This window comes from Litorisediminivivens sp. KMU-197, from assembly GCF_056858395.1.
Genome location: NZ_JBXEQG010000004.1, coordinates 412,771 through 434,673, shown reverse-complemented (window position 1 = coordinate 434,673; position 21,903 = coordinate 412,771). Strand labels below are relative to the sequence as shown.

Annotated in this window: 23 protein-coding genes; 16 read left to right on the top strand and 7 right to left on the bottom strand. The window is 64.3% G+C overall.

The window, feature by feature from the left end:
- Nucleotides 1–53 precede the first annotated feature (53 nt).
- Nucleotides 54–1,235: a hypothetical protein gene (locus AC04PT_RS12195; RefSeq protein ID WP_482873957.1), complete on the bottom strand. Its 1,182-nt coding sequence runs from the start codon at nucleotides 1,233–1,235 to the stop codon at nucleotides 54–56.
- Nucleotides 1,236–1,322: 87 nt separating this feature from the next.
- Between AC04PT_RS12195 and AC04PT_RS12190 the strand changes: the two genes are divergently transcribed.
- From AC04PT_RS12190 to ilvD, 4 genes are all read left to right on the top strand, one after another.
- A complete protein-coding gene (locus tag AC04PT_RS12190) occupies nucleotides 1,323–1,949 on the top strand; it encodes an SAM-dependent methyltransferase (RefSeq protein ID WP_482873956.1) in 627 nt (208 codons plus the stop codon).
- 348 nt (nucleotides 1,950–2,297) lie between these two features.
- Nucleotides 2,298–3,098 carry an AraC family transcriptional regulator gene (locus AC04PT_RS12185; protein ID WP_482873955.1) on the top strand — a complete coding sequence of 267 codons (801 nt, stop codon included), beginning with the start codon at nucleotides 2,298–2,300 and terminating at the stop codon, nucleotides 3,096–3,098.
- Nucleotides 3,099–3,141: 43 nt separating this feature from the next.
- The gene (locus AC04PT_RS12180) at nucleotides 3,142–3,294 is read left to right on the top strand and encodes a helix-turn-helix transcriptional regulator (RefSeq protein WP_482873954.1); all 153 of its coding nucleotides are present in this window, start codon (nucleotides 3,142–3,144) and stop codon (nucleotides 3,292–3,294) included.
- 316 nt (nucleotides 3,295–3,610) lie between these two features.
- Nucleotides 3,611–5,545, top strand: a complete 1,935-nt coding sequence (gene ilvD, locus AC04PT_RS12175; protein WP_482873953.1) for a dihydroxy-acid dehydratase — start codon at nucleotides 3,611–3,613, stop codon at nucleotides 5,543–5,545.
- Between the two features lie 130 nt (nucleotides 5,546–5,675).
- On the opposite strand, the gene AC04PT_RS12170 is transcribed toward ilvD, so the two are convergent.
- The 5 genes from AC04PT_RS12170 to xylB form a co-directional block, all read right to left on the bottom strand.
- A complete protein-coding gene (locus AC04PT_RS12170; protein WP_482873952.1) occupies nucleotides 5,676–6,749 on the bottom strand; it encodes a Hint domain-containing protein in 1,074 nt (357 codons plus the stop codon).
- Between the two features lie 188 nt (nucleotides 6,750–6,937).
- On the bottom strand, nucleotides 6,938–7,357 hold the full coding sequence (locus AC04PT_RS12165; RefSeq protein ID WP_482873951.1) for a thioredoxin family protein: 420 nt from the start codon (nucleotides 7,355–7,357) through the stop codon (nucleotides 6,938–6,940).
- Nucleotides 7,358–7,371: 14 nt separating this feature from the next.
- The gene (locus tag AC04PT_RS12160; protein WP_482873950.1) at nucleotides 7,372–8,070 is read right to left on the bottom strand and encodes a cytochrome c biogenesis CcdA family protein; all 699 of its coding nucleotides are present in this window, start codon (nucleotides 8,068–8,070) and stop codon (nucleotides 7,372–7,374) included.
- 81 nt (nucleotides 8,071–8,151) lie between these two features.
- The gene (locus tag AC04PT_RS12155) at nucleotides 8,152–9,045 is read right to left on the bottom strand and encodes a DMT family transporter (RefSeq protein WP_482873949.1); all 894 of its coding nucleotides are present in this window, start codon (nucleotides 9,043–9,045) and stop codon (nucleotides 8,152–8,154) included.
- A gap of 120 nt (nucleotides 9,046–9,165) precedes the next feature.
- Nucleotides 9,166–10,617, bottom strand: coding sequence for a xylulokinase (xylB, locus tag AC04PT_RS12150; protein ID WP_482873986.1), 1,452 nt, complete (start codon nucleotides 10,615–10,617; stop codon nucleotides 9,166–9,168).
- Nucleotides 10,618–10,835: 218 nt separating this feature from the next.
- On the opposite strand from xylB, the gene AC04PT_RS12145 reads away from it, so the two are divergent.
- From AC04PT_RS12145 to AC04PT_RS12130, 4 genes are read left to right on the top strand one after another with little or no spacing between them, the layout of a single operon-like run.
- On the top strand, nucleotides 10,836–11,513 hold the full coding sequence (locus AC04PT_RS12145; RefSeq protein ID WP_482873948.1) for an SURF1 family protein: 678 nt from the start codon (nucleotides 10,836–10,838) through the stop codon (nucleotides 11,511–11,513).
- Nucleotides 11,513–12,901 carry a threonine synthase gene (gene thrC / locus AC04PT_RS12140; protein ID WP_482873947.1) on the top strand — a complete coding sequence of 463 codons (1,389 nt, stop codon included), beginning with the start codon at nucleotides 11,513–11,515 and terminating at the stop codon, nucleotides 12,899–12,901. Before AC04PT_RS12145 ends, thrC begins: the two co-directional genes overlap by 1 nt.
- On the top strand, nucleotides 12,898–14,160 hold the full coding sequence (locus AC04PT_RS12135) for a M16 family metallopeptidase (RefSeq protein ID WP_482873946.1): 1,263 nt from the start codon (nucleotides 12,898–12,900) through the stop codon (nucleotides 14,158–14,160). The genes thrC and AC04PT_RS12135 overlap by 4 nt, the downstream gene beginning before the upstream one ends.
- On the top strand, nucleotides 14,160–14,747 hold the full coding sequence (locus AC04PT_RS12130) for a GNAT family N-acetyltransferase (protein WP_482873945.1): 588 nt from the start codon (nucleotides 14,160–14,162) through the stop codon (nucleotides 14,745–14,747). The genes AC04PT_RS12135 and AC04PT_RS12130 overlap by 1 nt, the downstream gene beginning before the upstream one ends.
- Before the next feature lie 38 nt (nucleotides 14,748–14,785).
- Here the strand turns inward: AC04PT_RS12130 and AC04PT_RS12125 are convergent, their stop codons facing one another.
- Nucleotides 14,786–15,058 carry a DUF4242 domain-containing protein gene (locus AC04PT_RS12125; RefSeq protein ID WP_482873944.1) on the bottom strand — a complete coding sequence of 91 codons (273 nt, stop codon included), beginning with the start codon at nucleotides 15,056–15,058 and terminating at the stop codon, nucleotides 14,786–14,788.
- A 175-nt stretch (nucleotides 15,059–15,233) separates the two neighbouring features.
- On the opposite strand from AC04PT_RS12125, the gene AC04PT_RS12120 reads away from it, so the two are divergent.
- The 8 genes from AC04PT_RS12120 to AC04PT_RS12085 all read left to right on the top strand — a co-directional run bounded on the left by AC04PT_RS12120 (nucleotide 15,234) and on the right by AC04PT_RS12085 (nucleotide 21,820).
- Complete coding sequence (locus AC04PT_RS12120; protein ID WP_482873943.1) at nucleotides 15,234–16,058, top strand: MBL fold metallo-hydrolase; 825 nt, start codon at nucleotides 15,234–15,236, stop codon at nucleotides 16,056–16,058.
- Between the two features lie 44 nt (nucleotides 16,059–16,102).
- Entirely contained in the window at nucleotides 16,103–17,548 is a 1,446-nt protein-coding gene (locus AC04PT_RS12115) for an FAD-binding oxidoreductase (protein ID WP_482873942.1), read from the top strand.
- Between the two features lie 70 nt (nucleotides 17,549–17,618).
- On the top strand, nucleotides 17,619–18,140 hold the full coding sequence (def, locus tag AC04PT_RS12110; RefSeq protein WP_482873941.1) for a peptide deformylase: 522 nt from the start codon (nucleotides 17,619–17,621) through the stop codon (nucleotides 18,138–18,140).
- Complete coding sequence (gene def / locus AC04PT_RS12105; RefSeq protein WP_482873940.1) at nucleotides 18,137–18,634, top strand: peptide deformylase; 498 nt, start codon at nucleotides 18,137–18,139, stop codon at nucleotides 18,632–18,634. Before def (AC04PT_RS12110) ends, def (AC04PT_RS12105) begins: the two co-directional genes overlap by 4 nt.
- On the top strand, nucleotides 18,631–19,122 hold the full coding sequence (def, locus tag AC04PT_RS12100; protein WP_482873939.1) for a peptide deformylase: 492 nt from the start codon (nucleotides 18,631–18,633) through the stop codon (nucleotides 19,120–19,122). The genes def (AC04PT_RS12105) and def (AC04PT_RS12100) overlap by 4 nt, the downstream gene beginning before the upstream one ends.
- Nucleotides 19,119–20,033, top strand: a complete 915-nt coding sequence (gene fmt, locus AC04PT_RS12095) for a methionyl-tRNA formyltransferase (RefSeq protein WP_482873938.1) — start codon at nucleotides 19,119–19,121, stop codon at nucleotides 20,031–20,033. Before def (AC04PT_RS12100) ends, fmt begins: the two co-directional genes overlap by 4 nt.
- On the top strand, nucleotides 20,033–20,269 hold the full coding sequence (locus tag AC04PT_RS12090; RefSeq protein WP_482873937.1) for a hypothetical protein: 237 nt from the start codon (nucleotides 20,033–20,035) through the stop codon (nucleotides 20,267–20,269). Before fmt ends, AC04PT_RS12090 begins: the two co-directional genes overlap by 1 nt.
- Before the next feature lie 144 nt (nucleotides 20,270–20,413).
- The gene (locus AC04PT_RS12085) at nucleotides 20,414–21,820 is read left to right on the top strand and encodes a helix-turn-helix domain-containing protein (RefSeq protein ID WP_482873936.1); all 1,407 of its coding nucleotides are present in this window, start codon (nucleotides 20,414–20,416) and stop codon (nucleotides 21,818–21,820) included.
- Nucleotides 21,821–21,903: the final 83 nt, after the last annotated feature.

The window sequence follows — 21,903 nt, the reverse complement described above, 5'->3', positions numbered from 1 at the left end:
ATTTATGTTCAATGTTTTCAATGTTCAAAGGTGGCAGAGTATGCGATGGAAAGTCAACCTTCCAACTGGCTCGGCTTATGATGGTTGCGCCTGGCCTGAAGCTGGGTTTGCAACTCTTGCAAGCTTCGGGCCATGTGTTCTGTCCGCGTCGCATCCAGTTCAAGGGAGCGCAGTTCCGCCAGGTATTGTTCGGCGATAGGCAAATGACGGGCCGCTTCGTCAGTGTCTCCGGTCAGGATTGCGCGGCTTGCGGTCAAGAGCGCGATTTGCATATGCGCCAAGGCAAGCTGCCGAGTTTGGTTTTCGAGCAGACGCCCAACTGCGTGCCCGGTCGCGGCCAGCCATTCTTCTTCAATCAGAAACGGGCCAGCGCCCTCTTGCGGGTCGCGGAATTCGATCTGCAGATGTTCGGAGGCCGGCAACAGGGCGTTGATCGCTTCTATGTCGGCAGTATTTTTTTCAATGAACTTGCGTTGAAATTCAAGCGATGGCACGCGGTAGCCAGCCTTAGGCGAAGGAACCGAGGACTTGAGCGCGAGCTTCATCTTAGTGCTCGCGCGGCTCCCTTTCGGACTAACGGATTTGATGAAAATATACTCCGGTGCACGCAGTGAACGGTTGCTCATGAAATCGACGGGGTTTTCCAACAGGTCCTCGCTGACGCCAAGAATGTTGGCGAGAAGCGGTTTGATGCCGGTCGCGTGGCGGCTGTAGTTGTAGGTTTCAAGGCTGTAACCCGGAAGGTCCAGAGGGTTTTCGAGATAGTATCTGACGCCGCCGAGCCTACCCTTGGGAGTGCCATTGCGGCATGGTTTCATTTTTTCGTTTGGCCGACCGATGCCCTGAGAAACCGCTGAAATGTAAAAGGCGATCGGGTCGCGGATCATCATCACAACGCGCACCCGGGTGATGGCGTTCACCGAACAAAATTCCTGAAGTTTCCGAAACATCGGACTGTCCGAATTGGACAGAGGTTCGAAGAAATGTTCGGAGTGCAACACGATCTTTGGCAAGTCCGGCGCGAGCGGCCTGTCGCCGCCCTTCATCAGGACCTCGTGGTTGCCTGTTGGTATCTTCACAGGTCTCTTTTCGCCCTGAAGCTCATGAAAGCTCGGGCAGGGGTAGTGAAGACCCGCAGCGCCGAGGCGGTTGGCATTGTGCGCCAGTAGCGCTTGGGCATAGGTCGTGCCGGTCTTGCCGTGTCCGATGAAGATTAAGAGTTCACGGGAATGCATGATGTTTTCCGGTACTGTTAATAGTCCGAGAAATGTGGCAGATGAAATACCGAGTATCTATCACGATTTCTGTAGCACGGGCCCGGTATGCACCAGCACGAAAAGCAGGCTCTTTTGCGTCAGGCGAGGGTCGACTGGGATTCGCGGTGGGCGCAGCCCCGGATGAAGGCGTTCTGGTTGGACGAGGCTCTGCCACCAGAAGTTGAGGCGATGCTCGACAAAGGCTGGCTGCAGCCCGGCGAGGCGGTGCTTGACGTCGGTTGCGGCGACGGGCGCATAGCCGGCGCACTGGCCCACCGCGGTTTCGTGGCCACCGGGATCGACGCATCGCATTCCGCAATACGGCGAGGACAACGGGCATTCCGCGATCAGGCTGTCGCTCCGACGCTTCGAGTCTTCGATATCTGTAACAGCAGCGGTCGTCTCGGGCTTTTCGACAAGGTTCTAGACCGGGGCTGTCTTCACTGCATTCCCGAACCGATCCTGCCAGATTACTTCGCGGGGGTTGCCCGGCAACTCAAGCCGACAGGCCAGGTCTGTATCCTTTACAGAACGTCGTCGGCAGCCCAGGAATCCACCTCCGACCTTGTCGCAGTTCTGTCGTGGGCCTCGGCTGGACTTTTTGACATTCAGGACGTCGTCGCGACGCGCATCACTGGTAAGTCCCAGGAGGTTCCGGCAGTGGCCCTTCACATGCGACGCTGCGGCGCGTGATGATTTGAGTGGTGCCTGTCGGGGCGATTTGACCGGTCTATATCTTAATTTGCTCGAGTGATGGAAAGCGTACGAGCTTCGGTCCTTAAAACGCTTGCGCGCGGCCGGCCTTGGGTTGAATTCGACCAGCCTGGATGGCCTGTGCGGCCAGCGTCAAAGCCCGAGCGGCTGCTTCATCGGCTTGCCGGACAATCAAGGTGGTCCGCCTTGCCGAGGGTCATCACTTTCCCTTCACCGCCTGGCCCCTAGCCTTATCAACCCGCGCTTTTGGAGTATCCCGGCTTATCCGAAAACCGTCTGGGCGATACACCGGCACTCGATGGGACCATGATTGAACCAGTCGATACCATGATCCGTGCTGGCAGCATGCAAGGGTTTCGCCTGATGCTGTACTCCTTGAACGTCGATCCAATGCCGATACTGGAGGCCGCCGGCCTTTCCAGCGCGATGCTGGACACCAGGGATCAGATGATCGACGTCCGGACATACCGGCGGGCCCTGAACCTGGCGGCAGCCAAAACCGGCATGCGGGATTTCGGGCTACAACTGTCGCAACGGCAGGCATTCGACAAGATGGGTGCGGTTGGGTACCTCGCGCGTCATGCCCCGAACCTGGAAAAGGCGATCGAAAACATCATCCGGTTTCTCAGGGTTCATGACACGGGCTCTGCCACGCAGTTCGAGGTCAGCGGTCCAACTGCCCTTTGGACCCATGTCCTGTTGGGATTGGGCGAAGAACCGGCCGTGCAGCAGAACGAGCTTGCACTCGGGCTCACGGTGAACTTCATCCGGTCTTCTCTCAGTGAGAGCTGGTCGCCTTCCGCGATCTATTTCGACCATTCCGAACCGCCCGATCTGAAACCGTTCACTGCGGTGTTCCGCTGCCCGATCTATTTCAACCAGCCGATCAATGGCATGGAATTCCCCGCATCCGATCTCAAGGTGCCGCTCCGGCAGGCCGACGAGGGGCTTTACGACGTTCTGGAACGCTATGTGAGTTCGATAGATGACGGACTTTCATCGAGCTTCGTTGCGCAGGTCAGAAAGATCATCCAGGAGAATATGGAAAGCGGCAACATCAAGATCGACGCGGTGGCCGAGATCATGAACCTCAAGCGCCACGTCCTGCAACGTCGACTGAAGGGATAGGGGACGACCTATCAGGCCCTTCTCGACGATGTCCGCTACGAACTTGGCTGTCGCTATCTCAGGGATACGGCATCGCCGATCGCCGATCTCCGAGATCGCGGCGATCCTCGGCTATGCCGAAACGGCGGTCTTCACCCGCGCCTTTGCCAGACGGTCGGGCGTGACGCCGAGTTCGCGGCGGCAGCAAAACTACTGATGTCCGAGCTGCGCGGATGAGACACCATCCTCAAAGCCGCTTTTGATCCTTTGCACAACGACTGTTGCTCAGGATCAACCGCGACTCACTTTCATGCGCCACAAGGTTGCCAGCTTGGAGGTGCATGACGACCGAACTTACCCAGACATTGGCCAGTGAACTGTTTGCCGCCCTGCGGGACGAAACGCCTATTGAACCGATTGCCCTACGGGCACGTCCGCGAACGCCACGCCAAAGCCTTTGAGACCAAGCGTAAGTCCATCCGCGCGGCCATCACTCATCCACAAGCCAGCGCGGCTTGAGCAGGAGAGCGAGCATGAAACTCAAGTCAGACGTCGTCGCTGTCGGCCCGATCAAGACTGGTGCCCGCGCCCTGTGGAGGGCCACCGGCACCCGGGCCGACGAGTTCGGAAGCCCGATCATCGGGATTGCCAACTCCTTCACCGAGATGGCGTCAGGCCATGTGCACCTGGCAGCGCTGGGCCGCCTTGTCGCGACCGAGATCCGTGCCGCCGGCGGGGTGCCCAAGGAGTTCAACACCATCGCCGTCGATGACGGCATCGCCATGGGCCACGAGGGAATGATGTACTCGCTGTCCTCGCGCGAGGTGATCGCGGACGCCATCGAATACATGGCCAACGCCCACGCCATTGACGCGCTGATCTGTCTGTCGAACTGCGACAAGATCACTCCGGGCATGCTGATGGCCGCCAACCGGCTGAACATCCCGACGATCTTCGTCTCGGGCGGGCCGATGGAGTCCGGTCGGTTCGTGTATCGCGGCATCGAAAAGCGCATCGACGCCATCGACACGATCATGGTCGCCGGGGACAAGGACGCCACGCAGGCCGAAATCGACGAGGTCGAGGACAGCGCCTGCCCGACCTGCGGGTCCTGCGCCATGCTCGGCACCGCCAACTCAATGAACTGCCTGACCGAGTCGCTCGGTCTGGCGCTGCCCGGCAACGGCTCAATCGTCGCGACCCACAAGGACCGCGAGAAGCTGCTGAAAACGGCAGGCCGCCGCATCGTGGAAATGGCCAAGGCCTACTACGGCCAGAACGACACCAGCGTTCTGCCCCGCTCGATCTGCGACCGCGCCGGGCTGGAAAACGCCATCCGGCTGATGATGGCGATGGGTGGGTCGACCAACACCGTCCTGCACATCCTCGCGGTTGCGCAGGAAAGCGGCGTCGATTTCAGCATCGACGATTTCGACCGCATCAGCCGCGAGACGCCGGGTCTGACGAAGCTGTCGCCCTCGGCCGAGGAAATCTTCGTCGAGGACCTGCACCGTGCTGGCGGCGCGATGCGCATCCTCGCCGAGCTGGACCGCAACGGCCTCTTGAACGGCGATGCCTCCACCGCCTTCGGCAAGACCATCGGCGAGATGGCCGCCGAATGGGACATCACTGATTCCGCTAATGAAGAGGCGCGCGAGCTTTACCGCGCGACCCCGGGCGGCATCCGCTCGATCCGCGCGTTTTCGCAGGACAGCCGCTATGACGAGCTGGATCTCGCCAGCAAGGATGGCGTCATTAAGGACATGGAGAACGCCATTTCCGAAGAGGGCGGATTGTCCGTGCTCTACGGCAACCTCGCGCCCGACAGCTGCGTGGTGAAATCCGCGGGCGTGCCGGCGCACCTGATGCAGTTCCGTGGCACCGCGCTTGTCTATGAAAGCATGGAGGATGCGCTGGCCGCCATTCAGGACGGCACCGTTCAGGCCGGCCACGTGGTCGTCATCCGCTACGAAGGCCCGACCGGCGGGCCGGGGATGCGCGAGATGCTGACCCCGACCGGCATGATGAAGGCCCGCGGTCTGGGCGACAAGGCGGCGCTGATCACCGACGGCCGCTTTTCCGGGGCCACCTTGGGCCTGTCGATCGGGCATATCTCGCCCGAGGCGGCCTCCGGCGGCATGATCGCCCTGATCGAGGACGGCGACGTGATCGAGCTGGACGTTCCGGGCCGGGGTATTCACCTCGACGTCGATGACACCGAGATCGAACGCCGTCGTACCGAGAAGATGGCACGCGGGGCAAAGGCGTGGAAACCGGTGAACCGGGTCCGCAAGGTCTCGACCGCGCTGCGCGCTTACGCGCTGCTTGCCGGTTCGGCCGACAAGGGCGGCGCGCGCGATCTCGACATGCTTGCAAAGCTTGAACAGTACGCTGCCGCCACGGCGGCCGAGCGGATCGCCGTCAATTCCTCAAGGGCGCAGAAACCCGAGGAAGCCTTGCCGGGATAATTTCCGGCGCCCTCCCGCTTACAAAATTTCCCTCAAGGCCTCCGACGGTTACCCGCGGAGGCCTTTTTCTTAAGGTATGCGCCAATCCCGGACACCGCAGAACGGTGTCCGGTTCGTCCGCCATCGAACGTCAGGCACGGCAAAGCTTCGTCATGTCGCAACAATCCGCAGTAATGATGTCGCGCGCACCCGGCGTGAAGGCATGGCACAACCGCTCGGTCTGGCGCACGGTTTGGAAGGGCCGGGCGCGTTGGTAGTGACCGGTCTTCGGATCTCTGGGCCAGGATGCCAGAACCTCCGCGACGGCGCGGCGATGGGCGAAAGGCAGGGCGCGCAAGGTCCAGGCACCGGGATAGAAGCTTTCGGTCGGGGTGCCCTCGGCGAGGATCACCTCGTGCCGGGGCAGCATCAGGTGGACATAGGCAATGTGTTGGCGGCCCTGCATCTGGCGCACGCCGGGCAGGCCGGTGAGGCCCTTGGCCGGGCAGAGCAGGCCGGGACCGCCGGTGCCGTCGGGACGCAACATCCGGTGCTGCGGCGAGACCATGAGATCGGCCTTGGGCAACCCGTCGCCGAGAGACCCGGCAGGAAACAGGATCGGCTTGTTACGGTCGTACCCCTTGCCCCAGACATGGTCGGTTCGGCAGATCCAGCACACCGGTTGAAATCCGTTGTCGAGGGTCAGGACCCTGTCGCCAATTTTCAGGGTTTCGACCGGGAGGTCGCCGCTGTTGGTGGCGATGCGTGTGCCGGCCGCGAAGCAGACCACGAGATCGGAAAAGGCGCTGTAGGCGACACTGGCGCCTTCCTGATGGTTCGAGATCGTGTAGGTGACACCGGGGATCAGGGGCGTTTCGGAGACGATTGCATAGTTGAGGCCGTTCAGCGGCAGGTCGTTTTCGACGGGTTCGGCATTTTCGAACACGAGGTAGACGGTAAAGGGCGGGTCGCCGTTGTCGGGTGTGACGTCGAACTGGAAGCGGGGCGAGATCGGGGCGCCATCCGTGAAGATCGTCGATTGCGGCGCCACGACCTGATCTGCGTCGACGGCAAGATCCTCGAACGTGGCGTCATTGTCGATGATGCGCAGGACCTCTTCCCAGGCCGGAGCGACCGTGAAGCTGTGACTGCCCGCAGGATCCTGGTGCAATTCCCGGTTGGTGGCGTTGAGCGTCGTGTTCTGTGTGAGGATCGCGTATGCCATTCGCCCCCCGTGTCGCTGCGACCGGCACAGGCTACGGCCTGCCGCCTAGCCGCAGGTGAACGCGCGCGGGAAACTTGCCGACATTTTGAAAGAATTGCGGGGTGGACCGAACCGAGGCCGTAAAAGGCGCGGCCGGCCGGTGCAGGAGGCGCGCGGGGCCCGCCGTTCTGGGCAGGCCCCGCGGGCGATCAGGTCGAGGAAGAGGCGTTCAGCGCGGTGTTCATCAGCGCGCGGATCTTGTCTTCGCGGGTCTCGGCGACGATGCGGCCAAGCTCTTTGTCGCCCTTCAACACGACCAGGGTCGAGCGGCGCGGAATGCGCATGCGCTTGGCCATCTGCGACTTGCCGTAGGTGTCCCAGTCAACGTCGATGAAGGTTATGTTGGCCTCGTAGGCGGGGTTGTCCTGTTTCAGCTTCGCAATGATGTCGCCCTGCCGGCGGCAGGTGCTGCACCAGGGTGCGGTGAAATCGAGAAATACGGTGTCGCCGCGGTCGAGCCGTTGTTGCAGCAGCCCCGGACGGTATTCCAGCGCTTCGGCGCTGGCGATACCCGGAAGGCCAGCAAGCGTGGTGGCGCCGGCAAGGAGGATGAAATCGCGTCTCAGCATGACAGGTCCTTTGTTCAGAGCGTGACGGAAAGGTCGATGAGCCAGACGGGCATGACGTCCAGCGCCCAGGCCTCGATGTAATGGTGCAGCCGGAACAGCAGCATGGTTCCGACCACGATGAAGACAGCGCCGAGGATCGGCCTTGACACGTTGGCGAGACGGCGCAGGGCCGTCGTGTTGCGGGTGACATAGGCCAGCCCGACGATCAGGGTAGAGACGCCGGCCGCAAAAAAAGTCATGATCGCGGCGGCCTGGCCGAGGTTTTCGCCCTGCGACGCCAGCGAGATGGCGCCGCCGAGGGTCGGGCCGACACAGGGGCTCCAGACGGCGCCGAGCAACAGTCCACCGACGAACTGACCGTGCGCGGTGGTTTGGTCAATCCGGTCCATCGGCGCGTCGGCGCGAGCGGCGAGACCGGCGGTCGCGGTGGAAAACGCCGCAGAGAAGCGCGGGACGAGGAGGATGGCGCCGAACAGGATCATCAGCGCGGCGCCGGCCTGTGCGATGTCGTCCGAGGTCAGCCCGACGAGGTGGCCGAAGGCGGTGACGGAGACGCCGAGGGTGACGAAGGACAGGCTCATTCCCGCGGCCAGCCAGAGTGGCCCGGCGCGACCTGATTGCAGCGCCGAGGCGAGCACGATCGGCAGCACCGGCAGGACGCAGGGATTGATCAGGGTCAACAGCCCGGCACCATATGCAAACAAGAGCTCCATGGGGGATTAGTTGCGTCTGCGCGTTGAAATGTCACCTGACAAGTGGGTGAAGATCTGTGCGGGCGCACCGGCCTCACGGGGTCAGGCGACCGTGCGGGCGATCTTGGGAGCGCGTTGCCGGGACAGCTGGACAGCGAGGATCCCGGCGCCGATGATGGCGACGCCGATCATGTCGAAAAGCCCGAGGTGTTCGTCCAGCAGCACCGCGGCGACGGCGACCCCGAAGAACGGATTGAGGAAGTGGAAGGTGGCGGCCTTGACCGCTCCGATCCGGTTGACCAGCGTGAACCAGACGAAGGTTGCCAGCAGGCCGGGCACGAAAGTGGTGTAGAGGAAAGCGAGGATCAGCGGCCGGGTCAGTTGGACCTCGAAGGGATACTCAAGGGCGGCGGAGGCCACGGCAAGGATCGTGGCGCCGACCAGCATTTGCAGGCCGACAACCATCATCACGTTGCCGCCGGACGAGGCGCCCCGGACCGAGAGGGTCGCGATCGTCAGGGCGATGGCGCCAATGACGCAAAGGGTGACGCCGTAGAGATCGACCCCGGCCCCGAGGCGCGCGCCCATGATCAACGTGACACCCCCAACGCCAGCGACGAGCCCGGCAGTGGCCAGCGGCGGAAGCCGGTCGCGGAAGAAGAGCCAACCCGCCAACGCCACCATCAGCGGCATGGACGATGCGATGATCGAGGCCAGCGAGGCTTCGACGGTCTGCATGGCGACGAAGTTCAGTCCGAGGTAGACGGCGTTCTGGCAAAGTCCGAAGATCAGCGTCGCCTTCCACTGGGCGCGGGTGAGGCGGAAGCTCTGGCCCATCGCAAGGGCTATGGCGATGCCGATCACGCCCGACAGCAAGAAGCGCAGGGCGAGCGAGCCCATCGGTGGCGCATAGGCGACGATGATCCGCGCCGAGGTGAAGGCGGAGGACCACATGGCGGCAAAGGCCAGTCCCATCAGGATTGCGCGGATGTCCATGAGGCTCGGTTTAGGGGGGAAACGCAGGGATGAAAAGTGGGCGTTCGTCAACCGGCGTACCGGGCGAGACGCCCGAGGGCCACCGACAGTCCTTGGCGTCATGGAAGCAGGGTTGAGCGGCTATCCGGCGTTCAATTGGGCGTTTCGGATTGCGGGGTAGGCGGCGGTGAAGGTCTGGTATGCCTCGGCGAAGGGCGCGGTCAGGGTTGTGTCCGGGTCTATGGTGCGGGCGATCCGGGGTGGGGTCATGATCTCCTGCCACGGTTCGCCGGTGGCGGATCGCGCGAGGCGGGCGGCGCCGAGGGCGGCCCCGAATTCGCCGGAGACGGGCAGGTGAAGGGGAATGCCCAGCACCGTTGCAATGAGCCGGAGCCAGTACGCGGAGCGGGTGCCGCCGCCAATGGCGGTGAGGTGAGGAAGGCTTGCCCCGGTGCGCTTGAGGGCCTCGTACGAGTCGCGCAGGCCGAAGGCCACGCCAGTGAGGATCGCGCGGGTCAGGTCATCGCGGGTCGTTGCGGTGGATAGGCCGGTGAAAGCGCCCCGGATTTCAGTATCGTTGTGCGGAGTGCGTTCGCCGGAGAGGTAGGGCAGGAAGCAGGGCTGGCCGGGAGGCTGAAGAGCGCCCAGATTTTCAGTGAGCTCGGCGGGGCGCGCGCCGGTGATCCGGGCAAGCCAGTTCAGGCTGTCGGTGGCCGAGAGCATGACGCCCATCTGATACCATCGGCCGGGAACCGCGTGGCAGAAGGTATGGACCGCGGTTTCCGGTGCGGGGGCATAACCGTCGCGGGCGGTCAGCAACACGCCGGAGGTGCCCAGCGAGACGAAGCCTTGTCCCTCTTCGAGCGCGCCGATGCCGCAGGCGGCGGCGGCATTGTCACCGGCTCCTCCTGCTATGGTGACAGAACGCGTGAGGCCCCATTTGCGCGCAAGGTCGGGGCGGAGTTGCCCGGCCGGGGCGCAGCCTTCGACGAGGCGGGGCATCTGCGCGCGGCTCATGTAGGAGGCCGCAAGGAGCCTGTCGGACCAGTCGCGCCTGCCGGTGTCGAGCCAAGCGGTGCCGGCGCTGTCGGACAGGTCGGCGACGTGATCGCCTGTCAGGTAGAGGTTGAGGTAGGCCGCCGGCAGCAGGACTTTGGCGATCCTCGCGAACATCTCGGGCTCGTGGCGCTGCATCCAGACCAGTTTCGGCGCGGTGAAGCCGGGAAAGACGATATTGCCCGAAAGGGCGCGGTTCTCGTCGGTGTCCAGATTGGCGGCCTCGGCGCTGGCGCGGGTGTCGTTCCACAGGATGCAGGGCCGTAGGACGGTGTCGTCGGCACCGAGCACGCAGGCACCGTGCATGTGCCCGGCGACGCCAATGCCCTGCAGTCGAGCGAAGGCCGGGGTTTGGCGGAGCTCTTCGACGGCACTGTCGAGCGCGGCGATCCAGTCTGCGGGGTCCTGTTCGGACCAGCCGGGCCGGGGATGACGGGCCTCGTAATGGCGCTCTGTCGAGGCCAGGGGCGTGCCGTTCTCATCGGTCAGCAGCGCGCGCAGGCCGGAGGTTCCGAGGTCGATGCCGAGGTAGGTCATGCGCGGGCCGTCCCGAAGTGGTGTCGGGCGCATGATAGGCGGGGCGGACGCCGGTGCAAGGCGATCCGTGCCGCTGCTGTGCCGAAATTGCTGCCGGCAGGGCACCGAACCAACGCCGCCTTGGTGCTTTCAGGTTGCATCCCATGGCCGAAACCGACAAAACCCGTGACGCGCGCGGAGGCCCCGGGCGCAGCCCCGACGACTGCCAACGAGGCGTCATGAAACGCATCCTCTTCGCCCTGATCGTGGGACTGGCCGGCGCTGCCGTGCTGGTCTGGCTGGGCGTCTGGCAGGTGGAGCGATTGGCGTGGAAGGAAGGCATCCTCGACGCAATCGAGACCCGCATCGCCGCCGATCCGATCCCGCTGCCGGAGCACCCGGACGTTGCGCTGCACAAGTATGCGCCGGTCGAGGCGGCTGGATTTCTGGGGCCGTCGCTGCGGGTGCTGGTCAGTCGCAAGGGGCTTGGCGCGGGCTATCGCATCGTATCTGCCTTCGGCGTCACCGAGGACGGCCAGGTCCGCAAGGTCCTGCTCGACCGCGGTTTCGCCAAGGACTATCCCGCCGAATCCATTCCCGTCGCGGCCCCGGTGACGGTCCTCGGCAACCTGCATTGGCCGGACGACATGACGCCCTCGACGCCGGAACCTGACATTGCGGGCAATATCTGGTTCGGGCGCGACCTGCCGGCGATGGCAGCGGAACTGGGCACCGAGCCGGTGCTGATCGTCGCGCGCGAGATGCCCGGGTTTACCGATATCGAGCCGATGCCCATTGGCACCGAGGCAATTCCCAACGATCACCTGAAATACGCCATCACGTGGTTTTCGCTGGCCGCGCTTTGGCTGGGCATGACCGTCTTCTATATCTACCGCGCCACCCGAAAGGACGCCTGATGAAATACATCTCGACGCGGGGCAAAGCGCCCGAACTGACCTTCGAAGAGGCGATGCTGAGCGGGCTGGCGCGCGACGGGGGACTCTACGTTCCTGCCGAAATCCCGCAGATGAGCGCGGGCGACATTGCCGCGCTGGCTGGTCTCAGCTACGAGGAAACCGCGTTCCGCGTCATGCGCCCCTTCGTCGGCGACAGCTTCACCGACGCGCAGTTCCAGAACATCATCGCGCGCGCCTATGCTGGCTTTGGCCACGGCGCCCGCGCGCCGCTGGTGCAACTTGCGCCCAATCACTTCCTGCTTGAGCTGTTTCACGGGCCGACGCTGGCCTTCAAGGACTTCGCCATGCAGCTTATCGGCCAGTTGTTCGAGGAAGCCCTGAAACGGCGCGGCGAGCGGGTGACCATCGTCGGCGCGACCTCGGGCGATACCGGGTCGGCGGCGATCGAGGCGTTCCGCGGGCTTGACGCCGTCGATGTCTTCATCCTGTTCCCGCATGGCCGCGTCAGCGAGGTGCAGCGCCGCCAGATGACCACGCCGTCAGAGGCCAATGTCCACGCGCTTGCCGTCGACGGCAACTTCGACGATTGCCAGGCCCGGCTGAAGGACATGTTCAACCACTTCGACTTCCGCGACGAGGTGCGGCTGGCGGGGGTCAACAGCATCAACTGGGCGCGGGTGCTGGCGCAGGTGGTGTATTACTTCTCCTCCGCCGTGAGCCTCGGCGCGCCGCAGCGCAAGGTCAGCTTCACCGTGCCCACCGGCAACTTCGGCGACGTTTTCGCGGGCTACATCGCCAAACGCATGGGCCTGCCGATCGACCGGCTGGTGGTGGCGACCAACCAGAACGACATCCTGCATCGCTGCCTGACCTCCGGTGCGTACCGCAAGGGCGAAGTGCATGCCTCGATCAGCCCGTCGATGGATATCGAGGTCTCGTCGAATTTCGAGCGCGCGCTTTTTGACGCCTATGACCGTGACGGCAATGCCATCGGCCAGTTGATGGACGAGCTGGGCCAGGGCGGTTTCAACGTCAGCCAGGGCGCGCTTCAGCGCCTGCGTGAGCACTTCGATAGCGGCCGCGCCAGCGAGGAGGAAACCTTCGCGACAATCGCCCATGCCCGAAAGACCATGGGCGAACTGCTTTGTCCGCATTCCGCCATCGGCGTGAAGGTGGCCGAGGATTGCCGCGACCCGCAGACCCCGATGATCACGCTGGCCACCGCGCACCCCGCGAAGTTCCCTGACGCGGTCGAAAAGGCCGCAGGCCTGCGGCCGGGGCTTCCACAACGCATGGCGGACCTGTATGAGCGTCCCGAACGGGTGACGCGGGTCGACAACGACCTTGCCGCCCTCGAAACCCTGATACGAAAGAAGATCGCCACTTGACGGTAGAACTCCACACGCTTTCCAACGGCTTCCGCGTCGTGACCGAACATATGCCGGGGATGGAATCCGCCGCCGTCGGCATCTGGGTCTGCGCCGGTGGCCGCGCCGAGCGCGAAGAGCAGAACGGCATCGCGCATTTCCTCGAACACATGGCGTTCAAGGGAACGAAGACCCGGTCGGCCTTGCAGATCGCCGAGGAGATCGAGGACGTCGGCGGCTATATCAACGCCTATACCTCGCGCGAGGTGACGGCCTATTATGCCCGCGTGCTGAAGAACGACGTGCCGCTGGCGGTGGACGTGGTGGCAGACATCCTGCTGAACCCGGTGTTCGACCCCAAGGAGATCGAAATCGAACGCGGCGTGATCTTGCAGGAGATCGGGCAGGCCCACGACACCCCCGACGACGTGATCTTCGACTGGTTGCAGGAGAAAGCCTATCCGGGGCAGGCGCTGGGCCGCACCATCCTTGGCCCGCCCGAACGGGTGCAGGCCTTCGGACGCGACGACCTGTCGGGGTTTCTCGAACAGCACTACGGGCCGGACCAGATGATCCTTGCGGCGGCCGGTGCGGTCGATCACGCAAACCTTGTGCGGCAGGCCGAGACATTGTTCGGGCACATGACCCCGCGCCGCAACAGTCCCGACAGCCCGGCACGTTTCGGCGGTGGCGAAAGCCGCAACGTCAAGACGCTGGAGCAGGCGCATTTCGCGCTGGCATTTGAAAGCCCCGGCTACCGCGACGATGCGATCTATACCGCGCAGGTCTATTCGGTGGCGCTGGGCGGCGGCATGTCCTCGCGCCTGTTTCAGGAAATCCGCGAACATCGCGGGCTGTGCTACACCATCTTCGCGCAGGCTGGTGCCTATGCCGATACCGGTATGACGACGATCTACGCCGGCACGAGCGGTGAGCAGTTGTCCGAACTGGTCGGCCTCACCATCGACGAGATGAAGCGTGCCGCCGACGACATGTCCGAGGCCGAGGTCGCCCGTGCCCGCGCACAGATGAAGGCCGGATTGCTGATGGGGCTGGAAAGCCCGTCGAGCCGTGCCGAACGACTGGCTCGGATGATCCAGATCTGGGGCCGTGTACCGGAGCTGTCCGAGACCATCGCCAGGATCGACGCGGTCAGCGTGCCGGGCGTGCGCGACTTTGCCGGACACCTCGCGGCGCAGGCCCCTTCGGCCATGGCGCTTTACGGGCCGGTCGATGCCGCGCCGGATCTCGCGGGGCTGAACGCCCGGCGCGCTGCCTGATGCTGCTCGCGCGGCGTCGGATACGGCTGGAGACGGACCGTCTTTTCCTGCGCGCGCCGCTTCATTCGGATTACCGCGACTGGTCGGGCCTGCGCGCCACCAGCCAGGATTTCCTTTCGCGGTGGGAGCCGACCTGGGCCGGCGATCACCTGACCCGCAAGAGTTTCACCAACCGCGTCTACTGGGCGCAGCGTGCTGTGTCGAACGGATCGGCGCTGCCGCTGTTCCTGATCCGCCGCGACGACGAGGTGCTGTTGGGCGCGATCACGCTGGACAACATCCGTCGCGGCCCGGCGCAGTCCGGCACCCTGGGCTATTGGATCGGCAAGCCGCACGCCCGCTATGGCTATATGCGCGAAGCGATCCTCGCAGTGGTGCACCACGCCTTTCAGAAAATGGACCTGAGCCGCATTGAGGCCGCCTGCCTGCCCGAGAACACGGCCTCGCGTGGGCTTCTGGAAAGCGCAGGCTTCAAGTACGAGGGCGTCGCGCAGAGCTATTTGCAGATCAACGGGCGTTGGCGGACGCATGTATTGTATGCGGCGCTCAGGATGGACCGACGCGGAAAATCCGACGCGGGGTTGTGAGGCCTTGCAAAGGCGCCTTGATCGCAACGCGGCGGGCGTCAGCCGGCCGTCGTCGGATCTATGATCGTGCGCACCTCGGTGATCTTGGTGGCTGGAAATCCGCTGAGTTCCGCGTGATCCTTAACCGCCTTTTCGTCCTCGGCCAGATAGACGCAGAAGGTTTTGTCGCCGGTCACGTAGGAGTGCTGCCATTGCACGCGCGGAGCCAGTTCGCGTAGCGCATCGTTGGATTTCCGTGACGCGATGCACAGTTCCTCGCCATTCATGCCACCCACACCGGGCAGGTCGCGTTCGATAATATACTTCTTCATGAAGATACCTCATGACTTCTGTGGATTCGTTGGCAATGCATCACTCTGCATTACCATACGTCATCTAGCTACTGTTCTGCCTCCGCCTCCGCTACGCAGTGGCAGCATGTCCGAATATTGATTTCGGGTTTCCGGGCGCTCAGCGCTAAACTCGGCAGCAATCACAGGAGGCCACATGTTCCGCTGTCTCGTCGCCATTGCCGCCGCAAGCTTTTTCGCATCTGTCCTGCATGCCCAGGACCGTCGCCCCAGCCATTGCATCGCCATCGCGGATGCCGCCCCCGGACTGCATTACCTTCACAAGGCGGCTTGGTCGGACCCCGTGCCAGACTATTCGGTCCGCATCCATTATATTCAGCACGCCGCCTTCCTGATCCGCACCCGGGGCGGAATCAATGCGGTTACCGATTTCACCGGTTTCATCGGCACGACGCGGATGATCCCCGACGTGGTCACCATGAACCATGCCCATACCAGCCATTGGACGCCGGCGCCTGACCCGGCCATTGCTCATCCGTTGCAGGGCTGGGGCGACACCTTCGGCGAGGGGATCGAGCATTACGTGGACCTTGGCGAAATGGTGATCCGCAATGTCCCGACCGACATTCGCTCGGGCGGCGGGGTGGAGCCGAAGGGAAACTCGATCTTCGTCTTCGAGGTCGAGGGCCTCTGCATCGGCCACCTCGGCCACCTGCACCACGAACCCGACGATCAGCAATATGCGGCGCTGGGCCGGCTTGACGTGGTCATGGCGCCGGTCGATGGCGGGATGACTCTGCCGCTGCCGACGATGATCAAGACGCTGAAACGGCTGAAAAGCTCTGTCGTGATCCCGATGCACTGGTTCTCTGACTACGGGCTGGAGCAGTTCGCCGCCGGCATGGCCGACGAGTTCGACATTCAGCGCCCCGGCACTTCGTCGATCGAGGTCAGCCTCGCCACGCTGCCGCCGCGACCCACGGTGATCATGCTGCGCCCGTCGTGGCTGCGCGACGAGTAGCCAATCGACCGCCGAGCGGTTAGTCAGGCAGGCAGGAGACCGCCATGCCCGACCTTTGCCCCGCCGACGCCGGCTTTGCCGAAGCGCTTGCCGCCGATCTGCCCGACGACACCCTGCGCCGGCCCGAGCCGCGCTATCTTGAGGAACCCCGCGGCCGTTGGCAGGGGCAGGCGGGCTGCGTTGCCCTGCCGCGCAGTGTCGATGAGGTGTCGACCATCGTCCGCGCCTGCCATGCGGCACATGTCGGCATCGTGCCCTACGGCGGCGGAACGGGCCTTGTCGGCGGGCAGATCATGGCCGGGGGGCCAGCGCCGCTGATCCTGTCGCTGGAGCGTATGAATGGGATCCGTGCCGTCCATCCGGAGGAAAATATCCTCATCGCCGAGGCCGGTGCCATCCTCGCCGATGTGCAGGCCGCCGCCGAAGATGCCAACCGGCTGTTCCCGCTGTCGCTGGCCGCCGAGGGCTCCGCCCGGATCGGCGGCTGCCTGTCCACCAACGCCGGCGGGGTCAACGTGTTGCGCTACGGAAATGCCCGCGCGCTCTGTCTCGGGCTCGAGGCGGTGCTGCCCGAAGGCACGGTCTGGCACGGGCTAAAGCGGCTTTACAAGGACAACACCGGCTATGACTTGAAACACCTGCTGATGGGCGCCGAGGGCACGCTGGGCGTCATCACCGCCGCCAGCCTGAAACTCGTACCGCGTCCCGCCCGAACCGGCACCGCGATGATCGCGGTTCAGAACCCTGCGGCGGCGCTGTCCCTGCTGGCGCTGGCGCGGGATATCGCGGGCGAGACGGTCTCGGCCTATGAACTAATCTCGCGTACCTCTCTCGACTTCCTGACCGAAACGCTGCCCGACATCCGCCAGCCCTTTGCCGACAAGCCGGGCTGGCTTGTGCTGGTCGAGCTTGGCATGGGCCGCCGCGACGATCCCGCAGCGACGCTGGAAGCGATCTTTGGCGAGGCGCTAGAGCAAGGGCTGGCCTTGGACGGCGTCATCGCCCAGAGCGAGGCGCAACGAGCGGAGTTCTGGTCCCTGCGCGAGCATATCCCCATTGCCAATCGAACCATCGGCGCCATTGCCTCGCACGATATTGCGTTGCCCTTGGGCGTCGTGGCCGGTTTCATCGCAAAGGCCCCCGAGGCTTTGGCGGAATTCGGTGATATCCGGATCAACTGCTTCGGGCATCTCGGCGACGGCAACCTGCATTACAACGTCTTCCCCGCCAAAGGCCGCGACCGGTCGGACTACCGCGACCGGCAGGCGGGAATCCAGCAGACCGTGCATGATATGTGCACCCAGATGGGAGGCTCGTTCAGCGCCGAACACGGGCTGGGGCGGCTGAAGGTGCCGGATCTGGAACGCTACGGTGAGCCGGCGAAACTGGCTGCCATGCGGGCAATCAAGGCGGCGCTGGACCCGCGCGGCATCATGAACCCCGGCGCGGTTCTGCGGCCTATGGCTGATCCGGTCATCGAACAGTCCTGACGCGCCGGTAATTCACCCCTGCCGACCGGGGATTCTTGCGCTTGTACCGAAGCTGGCTTAGATCACCCCCATGAAGCTGCCCATCCTCATCCACCCCGATCCACGGCTCAAGAAGCTCTGCGCACCCGTGCCCGACCTGTCGGACGATTTGCGCAAGCTGGCCGACGACATGCTGGAAACCATGTACGCCGCGCCCGGTATCGGCCTGGCCGCGCCGCAGGTCGGTGTGATGGAAAGGCTGATCGTGCTGGATTGCGAAAAGGAAGAGGGCGCCGCGCCGAAACCGGTGGTGATGTTCAACCCCGAGATTGTGGCCAGCTCGGACGAGGAGAACACTTACGAGGAAGGCTGCCTGTCGATCCCCGACCAATATGCCGAAGTGACCCGGCCCGCCGAGGTCACCGTGCGCTGGCTCGACCGTGACGGCAAGCTGCAGGAACGGGACATGGACGGGCTCTGGGCGACCTGCGTTCAGCACGAAATCGACCACCTAAACGGCAAGCTCTTCATCGACTACCTCAAGCCGCTCAAGCGCCAGATGATCACCCGCAAGATGCAGAAGCTGAAGCGCGAACGGGCGCGCGCCATATGAGCCTGCGGCCAATCCGGCTCTGGCCCGACCCGGTGCTGCGGACGGTCTGCGCGCCAGTGGACGAGGATGTCTCGGCGCTGATCGCCGATATGTTCGACACCATGTATGACGCCCCCGGGCGCGGGCTTGCAGCACCGCAGGTGGGCGTCCCGCTACGGGTGTTCGTGATGGACACCGGCTGGAAAGAGGGCACGCCGACGCCGGTAGCCTGCATCAATCCTGTGGTGGTCTCGGCCAGCGCGGACCGGGTGGGCGGTGACGAGGCCTGCCTGTCGATCCCCGGCGTCGCGGCCGAGGTCATGCGACCGTCTGCGGTCACCCTGCGCTTCACCGACGAGACCGGCGCCGCACAGGAACGCCATCTGATCGGGGCCGACGCGAAATGCGCGCAGCACGAGTTGGATCACCTTGACGGCAAGGTGATCTTCGACCGGCTGGAGCGCGATGCCGCAGCCGCGCTTCATGCCCGGTACGCAGAGGTCTCGCCCGCATGACCCGCAAGGTGATCCCCTGGCCCGACAAGCGCCTGCGCATGGCTGCCGCGCCGGTCGAGGCAATCACCGACGACACCCGACGGCTCTGGGACGAGATGATCGAGGTCATGGAAGCGATGCCCGGCGTCGGTCTTGCCGCCCCGCAACTGGGCGAGATGGTGCAGCTGGCGGTCGTCGATGCCTCCGAAGAGCGCGGAAAGGTCATCCGCATGGCCAACCCTGCAATTCTGCATGCCTCGGTACAGTTTCGCGAGCATGAAGAGGCCAGTCCGAACCTGCCCGGCGTGTCCGCCAAGATCAAGCGGCCCCGCGCGGTGACGGTCAGGTTCCTGAACGAGCGGGGCGAGATGGAAGACCGTGACCTTGTCAGCCTTTGGGCGACCAGCGTGCAGCACCAGATCGACCATCTGAACGGACGGATGTATTTCGACCGGTTGAGCAAGGTAAAGCGCGACATGTTGCTGCGCCGGGCGCGGAAGACGCCATGAGGGTGGTCTTCATGGGCACTCCTGAGTTCTCGGTGCCGGTGCTGGACGCGCTGGTGGAGGCCGGCCACGACATCGCCGGCGTGTACTGCCAGCCGCCGCGGCCCGCCGGCCGTGGCAAGAAGGATCGCCCGACTCCGGTGCATGCCCGCGCGCTGGAACTGGGGCTCGAGGTGCGCCACCCGGTGTCGGTGAAAGGGGACGAAGCACAGGCAGACTTCGCGGCCCTGCAGGCGGATGTCGCCGTTGTGGTGGCCTATGGCTTGATCCTGCCGCAGACGGTGCTGGACGCGCCGAAACATGGCTGCCTGAACATTCACGCATCGCTATTGCCGCGTTGGCGCGGGGCGGCGCCGATACACCGCGCGATCATGGCGGGCGACCGGGAAACCGGCGTCTGCATCATGCAGATGGAGGCGGGACTGGACACCGGGCCGGTGATGTTGCGCGAGGCTACCGCGATCACCGCGCGCGATACTACGGCGGTGCTGCATGACCGGCTGTCGGCGATGGGGGCACGGCTTATCGTGGAGGCCCTGGCGCGGCTGCCTGCGCTGACGCCCGCGCCGCAGCCCGAGGAGGGCGTGACCTATGCCAGCAAGATCGACAAGGCCGAGGCAGCCATCGACTGGACGCGCCCGGCGGTAGAGGTCGACCGGCAGATCCGCGGCCTGTCACCCTTTCCCGGTGCTTGGACCATGGCTGACGGGACGCGGATCAAGTGCCTGATGTCCTCGGTGGCCAAAGGGCAAGGCACCCCCGGCCTTGTGCTGGACGATGCGTTCACCGTGGCCTGCGGTGACGGCGCGGTGCGGCTGGAGACCTTGCAGCGCGCGGGCAAGGGGGCGCAGGATGCGGAGACCTTCCTGCGCGGTATGGACCTGCCTGCGGGCACGATATTGGGGGACGGCTGATGTTTCCGGTTCTGATCGGCACCGTGGTGATCGCGGGGATCGTGGGCTACGTGTCCGAGAAATCGGGGTTTACCCACAATGGCTATCTGCAAAGCATCATCATCTGCATCGGCGGGGCGTTCCTGGCCTATTTCGTGCGGATCATGTTCGGGATCGGCTTCGGCTCGCCGGGGCTGAACGCGATTGCCTCGTCAATCGGGGCGCTCGTCATCGTGCCGTTCCACTGGCGGAAGTAGGGCCACGTCAGGGACCGGGCTGACCCGTCGAACAGGCGGGGTCTGCCATGCGGGCGCCATTGGTACCTCGTCTCACATGCGGCTTGCCTCCCGCGTGTTTGCAAAGCTAACCTTCTTGGAAAGCAAATCAGCAAAGCGACCCAAATGGCCATTCAGAAACTTTATGCCGGAGCCAAGTTGCGCGAGACGCGCACGCGGCTTGGCCTGACCCAGAAGGACTTCGCCGCCAAGCTGGGCGTGTCGCTGCCCTACCTGAACCAGATGGAGAACAACAACCGCCCGGTCTCGACCACCGTGGTGCTGGCGCTGGCGCAGGAATTCGGCTTCGACGTGACCGAACTCAATTCCGGCGATGCCGAGCGGCTGGTGTCGGACATGCGCGAGGCGTTGGCCGATCCGGTGTTCAACCAGGATGAACCCGGAGCACCGCCGTTGGCCGATCTACGGCTCACCGCCTCGAACGCGCCGGCGCTGGCGCGTGCCTTCCTTGAATTGCACCGGGCCTACCGACAGACCCACGAAAGGCTGGCCTCGCTGGACGCGGCGCTGGGCCACGAGGGCGGGGGATTGCAGTTGAGCCCGTGGGAGGAGGTGCGGGACTTCTTCCACTATTGCGACAACTACATCGATGCGGTGGACCGTGCGGCAGAGAACTTCGCGGCCTCGGCCAAGCGTTCCGACGTGCCCGCCGCCGCCGAAGCCTGGCTGAACGTGCAGGGGATCACCCTGCGCCTTGCCGATACGGACCAGCTGCGGAACTTCGACCGGTCGACCGGCACGCTGACCCTGTCGGACCGTACCACGCCACAGACGCGCAATTTCCAGTTGCTCCTGCAACTGGCCTTCCTGCAGCAGGACAAGTTGCTGAACGCAACGCTCGACCTTGCGCGGTTCCAGTCCGATACCGCGCGCGAGATCGCGCTGCTGGGGCTGGCGAATTATTTCGCGGGAGCGGCGTTGATGCCCTATACGCCTTTCCTGCAGGCAGCGCAGGACACGCGGCACGACCTGGAGCGCCTTGCCGCTCGGTTCGGCGCCTCCATCGAGCAGGTGGCGCATCGGCTTTCGACCCTGCAAAGGCCGGGCGCCAAGGGCGTTCCGTTCTACTTCGTTCGTGTCGATCAGGCCGGCACGATCACCAAGCGCCACTCATCCACGCGGCTGCAATTCGCCCGCTACGGTGGGGCATGTCCGCTGTGGAACGTGCATCGCGCCTTCGAGACGCCGGGGCGCTTTCTGCGACAGCTTGCCGAAACGCCGGACGGGGTGCGTTACATCTCGATCGCGCGCGACATCTCGAAAAGTGGCGGGCGCTACGGGGCGCCGGTGCGGCGCTACGCGATGTCACTGGGTTGCGAGGTCGAACACGCCGGGCAGCTGATTTACGCGGACGGTCTGGATGTCGGGCGCGACGCGGCCTTCGAGCCTATCGGAATATCCTGCCGCATCTGCGAGCGGACCAATTGCCACCAACGCTCGATTCCGCCGCTGGAGCAGCGGTTGCACGTTGAGCCGGACCATCGCGGCGTGCTGCCTTACCAGATCGAGTAGCGCGCCTTTTGCACGCCGCTCCGGTCCCGGCGCGACCGGTTTTCAATCGTTGTCAGCGTACGAAAAAGGCCGGGCGCATCACA

Excerpts from the sequence above, each read along its gene's own strand:
- AC04PT_RS12195 (WP_482873957.1), bottom strand. The coding sequence starts at position 1,235 with ATGCATTCCCGTGAACTCTTAATCTTCATCGGACACGGCAAGACCGGC.
- AC04PT_RS12190 (WP_482873956.1), top strand. The coding sequence starts at position 1,323 with ATGCACCAGCACGAAAAGCAGGCTCTTTTGCGTCAGGCGAGGGTCGAC.
- AC04PT_RS12185 (WP_482873955.1), top strand. The coding sequence starts at position 2,298 with ATGATCCGTGCTGGCAGCATGCAAGGGTTTCGCCTGATGCTGTACTCC.
- ilvD (WP_482873953.1), top strand. The coding sequence starts at position 3,611 with ATGAAACTCAAGTCAGACGTCGTCGCTGTCGGCCCGATCAAGACTGGT.
- AC04PT_RS12170 (WP_482873952.1), bottom strand. The coding sequence starts at position 6,749 with ATGGCATACGCGATCCTCACACAGAACACGACGCTCAACGCCACCAAC.
- AC04PT_RS12165 (WP_482873951.1), bottom strand. The coding sequence starts at position 7,357 with ATGCTGAGACGCGATTTCATCCTCCTTGCCGGCGCCACCACGCTTGCT.
- AC04PT_RS12160 (WP_482873950.1), bottom strand. The coding sequence starts at position 8,070 with ATGGAGCTCTTGTTTGCATATGGTGCCGGGCTGTTGACCCTGATCAAT.
- AC04PT_RS12155 (WP_482873949.1), bottom strand. The coding sequence starts at position 9,045 with ATGGACATCCGCGCAATCCTGATGGGACTGGCCTTTGCCGCCATGTGG.
- xylB (WP_482873986.1), bottom strand. The coding sequence starts at position 10,617 with ATGACCTACCTCGGCATCGACCTCGGAACCTCCGGCCTGCGCGCGCTG.
- AC04PT_RS12145 (WP_482873948.1), top strand. The coding sequence starts at position 10,836 with ATGAAACGCATCCTCTTCGCCCTGATCGTGGGACTGGCCGGCGCTGCC.
- thrC (WP_482873947.1), top strand. The coding sequence starts at position 11,513 with ATGAAATACATCTCGACGCGGGGCAAAGCGCCCGAACTGACCTTCGAA.
- AC04PT_RS12130 (WP_482873945.1), top strand. The coding sequence starts at position 14,160 with ATGCTGCTCGCGCGGCGTCGGATACGGCTGGAGACGGACCGTCTTTTC.
- AC04PT_RS12125 (WP_482873944.1), bottom strand. The coding sequence starts at position 15,058 with ATGAAGAAGTATATTATCGAACGCGACCTGCCCGGTGTGGGTGGCATG.
- AC04PT_RS12120 (WP_482873943.1), top strand. The coding sequence starts at position 15,234 with ATGTTCCGCTGTCTCGTCGCCATTGCCGCCGCAAGCTTTTTCGCATCT.
- AC04PT_RS12115 (WP_482873942.1), top strand. The coding sequence starts at position 16,103 with ATGCCCGACCTTTGCCCCGCCGACGCCGGCTTTGCCGAAGCGCTTGCC.
- def (WP_482873941.1), top strand. The coding sequence starts at position 17,619 with ATGAAGCTGCCCATCCTCATCCACCCCGATCCACGGCTCAAGAAGCTC.
- def (WP_482873940.1), top strand. The coding sequence starts at position 18,137 with ATGAGCCTGCGGCCAATCCGGCTCTGGCCCGACCCGGTGCTGCGGACG.
- def (WP_482873939.1), top strand. The coding sequence starts at position 18,631 with ATGACCCGCAAGGTGATCCCCTGGCCCGACAAGCGCCTGCGCATGGCT.
- fmt (WP_482873938.1), top strand. The coding sequence starts at position 19,119 with ATGAGGGTGGTCTTCATGGGCACTCCTGAGTTCTCGGTGCCGGTGCTG.
- AC04PT_RS12090 (WP_482873937.1), top strand. The coding sequence starts at position 20,033 with ATGTTTCCGGTTCTGATCGGCACCGTGGTGATCGCGGGGATCGTGGGC.
- AC04PT_RS12085 (WP_482873936.1), top strand. The coding sequence starts at position 20,414 with ATGGCCATTCAGAAACTTTATGCCGGAGCCAAGTTGCGCGAGACGCGC.